A 3,311-nucleotide genomic window follows, 5' to 3' on the forward strand; every position below is an offset into this window, starting at 1 on the left:
TTTCTGGTGCGTACCGGGCTGAGAGGCGGTGTAAGTGAACTGTAGTTGCCATGTTTTACGGCAATGAGAGCAGAGATAGCGCTGATGTCCGGCAGTGCTTTTGCCGTTACGCACCACGCCTTCAGTAGCGGAGCAGGAAGGACATCTGATGGAAATGGAAGCCACGCAAGCACCTTAAAATCACCATCATACACTAAATCAGTAAGTTGGCAGCATTACCTGGAAGAGGTGGTGGCTTTTTTTAGCCATAAACGGGTCGCAAAATATAAATATCCTGAACATATCGTGGTAATCGAAAAACTACCGCGCACTGCCTCAGGTAAAATACAAAAGTTTTTGTTAAGAAAAGATATTATGCGGCGATTAACGCAGGATGTCTGTGAAGAGATTGAATAAGTTTCATCTTCGGGGATCACATAAACCCGGCGACAAAACGCCGCCGGGTATTTATTTTATTTCTTCAGTTCAGCCAGGCTTAACCAGGTTTGCACCACGGTGTCCGGATTCAGAGACAGGCTATCGATCCCCTCTTCCATCAACCATGCGGCAAAATCTTCGTGGTCGGACGGACCCTGACCGCAAATCCCGACATATTTGCCCTGTTTCTTCGCGGCACGGATAGCCATCGACAGCAATGCTTTCACCGCATCGTTGCGCTCATCGAACAGTTCAGACACCACGCCGGAGTCACGATCCAGACCGAGCGCCAACTGCGTCATGTCGTTTGAGCCAATTGAGAAGCCGTCGAAATATTCGAGGAACTGCTCGGCCAGCAAGGCGTTGGACGGGATTTCACACATCATGATGATTTTCAGCCCGTTCTCACCACGCTTCAGCCCCTGACGCGCCAGTTCTTCAACCACCGCTTTCGCCTGGTCTACGGTACGCACGAACGGGATCATGATCTCAACGTTGGTCAGCCCCATGTCGTTGCGCACACGTTTCACTGCTTCACACTCCAGCGCGAAGCAGTCGCGGAAGCTGTCGGAAACATAGCGGCCCGCGCCACGGAAGCCGAGCATCGGGTTCTCTTCATCTGGCTCGTAACGCTCACCACCGACCAGGTTGGCATATTCGTTCGATTTAAAATCAGAGAGACGGACAATGACGCGCTTCGGATAAAACGCGGCACCCAGCGTCGCGATCCCTTCAGTCAGACGACCAACGTAAAATTCACGCGGAGAATCAAAACCTTTCATCATCTCGCGGATTTCGTTTTGCAACTGCGGTTCCTGATCGTCAAACTCAAGCAGTGCGCGTGGGTGGACGCCAATCATACGGTTGATGATAAATTCCAGACGCGCAAGTCCCACGCCTTCGTTCGGCAGACAGGCGAAGTCGAAAGCTCGATCCGGGTTACCGACGTTCATCATCACTTTCAACGGCAGATCCGGCATGGTTTCTACGCTGGAGCTTTTCACGCTAAATTCCAGCAACTCCGCATAGACGTAACCGGTATCACCTTCGGCACAAGAAACAGTGACGTTCTCACCGTCTTTCATCCGTTCTGTTGCATCACCACAGCCCACGACCGCCGGAATACCCAGTTCACGAGCGATGATCGCCGCGTGACAGGTACGACCGCCACGGTTGGTGACTATGGCAGATGCTTTCTTCATGATCGGTTCCCAGTCCGGGTCGGTCATGTCAGTGACCAGCACGTCACCAGGTTCGATGCGGTTCATTTCGCTGATGTCATGGATGACTTTCACCGGACCCGCACCGATGCGATGACCGATAGCACGGCCTTCGGCGATAATCTTACCCTGTGAATGCAGCGTATAACGCTCCATGACCTGACCGCGTGAGCGCACGGTTTCCGGACGCGCCTGCACAATGAACAGTTTGCCGGTGTGGCCATCTTTCGCCCACTCAATATCCATCGGGCGACCGTAGTGTTTCTCAATTTGTACGGCCTGTTTTGCCAGTTCCTGCACTTCTTCGTTGGTCAGCGAGAAGATGTCACGCTGTTCCTGCGGTACGTCTTCGATTTTAACCTGCTTGCCGTGCTCCTGGGTCGGCGCGTAAACCATGCGGATTTTTTTCGACCCCATGGTGCGGCGCACGATAGCCGGGCGATTCGCCGCCAGTGTCGGTTTATGCACGTAAAACTCATCCGGGTTAACCGCCCCCTGCACGACCATCTCACCAAGGCCCCATGCGGAAGTGATAAACACCACCTGGTCAAAGCCGGATTCGGTATCAATGGAGAACATCACGCCAGAAGATGCGAGGTCGGAGCGCACCATCCGCTGAACACCGGCGGAGAGCGCCACGCCACGGTGATCGTAACCCTGGTGCACACGATAAGAGATGGCGCGACCGTTAAACAGAGAAGCAAATACATGTTTCACTGCCACGAGAACGGCGTCAAACCCCTGAACGTTGAGGAAGGTTTCCTGCTGACCGGCAAAGGAAGCGTCCGGCATATCTTCTGCGGTGGCGGAGGAGCGCACCGCAAAAGAGGCGTTTTCGTCATCGGCGGAAAGCTGAGCATAGGCTTCGCGGATGGCGTTTTCCAGCTCAGGCTGGAAGGGAGTGTCGATAATCCACTGGCGGATTTGCGCGCCCGCTTTCGCAAGCTGAGTAACATCGTCAATATCCGTTTTATCCAGCAGTTCATAAATGCGCTGGTTTACGCCGCTTTGGTCCAGAAACTGGTTAAACGCGTCGGCGGTTGTGGCGAAACCATTCGGAACGGAAACGCCCATTCCGGAAAGGTTAGTAATCATTTCACCCAGGGAGGCATTTTTGCCCCCAACCCTGTCTACATCATTCATGCCGAGTTGGTTGTACCAAAGCACCAGCGGTGACGAGCCATTGTTGGACATCGAACAATCCTTTTGTGATAAATGAACGGTTTGAGAAACACATTTCTGCGCATTTATCTTTGCATATTTAACCGGATGAAAAAAACGGTGAATCGTTCAAGCAAATATATTTTTTTACTTTTTAAGACTGATCTCAGCTGGATTTGCCCCTATATTTCCAGACATCTGTTATCACTTAACCCATTACAAGCCCGCTGCCGCAGATATTCCCGTGGCGAGCGATAACCCAGCGCACTATGCGGATGCCATTCGTTATAATGCTCGAACGCCTCTGCAAGGTTCTTTGCTGCCGTTAACCCGTCTGGTTTGGGCATGATACTGATGTAGTCACGCTTTATCGTTTTCACGAAGCTCTCTGCTATTCCGTTACTCTCCGGACTCCGCACCGCCGTGTTCTTCGGTTCAAGTCCCAACATCCGGGCGAACTGGCGTGTTTCATTAGCCCGGTAGCATGAACCATTATCCGTCAGCCACTCCACT

Annotated in this window: 3 protein-coding genes and 1 pseudogene; 1 reads left to right on the forward strand and 3 read right to left on the reverse strand. The window is 52.4% G+C overall.

Annotated features, from left to right (window positions below; translation table 11 throughout):
• A partial coding sequence (locus BHE85_RS12550) for an IS1 family transposase (RefSeq protein ID WP_047664789.1) occupies window positions 1–165 on the reverse strand: 165 nt, incomplete at its 3' end.
• Window positions 166–219: 54 nt separating this feature from the next.
• Between BHE85_RS12550 and BHE85_RS12555 the strand changes: the two are divergent.
• Window positions 220–396 (forward strand): annotated as a pseudogene (locus BHE85_RS12555) (medium-chain fatty-acid--CoA ligase); the annotation flags it as partial.
• A 56-nt stretch (window positions 397–452) separates the two neighbouring features.
• Here BHE85_RS12555 and ppsA read toward each other — a convergent pair.
• Window positions 453–2,831, reverse strand: a complete 2,379-nt coding sequence (gene ppsA, locus BHE85_RS12560; RefSeq protein WP_000069400.1) for a phosphoenolpyruvate synthase — start codon at window positions 2,829–2,831, stop codon at window positions 453–455.
• Window positions 2,832–2,980: 149 nt separating this feature from the next.
• On the reverse strand, window positions 2,981–3,311 hold a 331-nt coding region (locus BHE85_RS12565), incomplete at its 5' end, for an integrase core domain-containing protein (RefSeq protein WP_000321149.1).

Origin of the sequence: Shigella sp. FC1567 (genome assembly GCF_001743015.1) — a bacterium.
GTDB classification, from domain to species: domain Bacteria; phylum Pseudomonadota; class Gammaproteobacteria; order Enterobacterales; family Enterobacteriaceae; genus Escherichia; species Escherichia coli.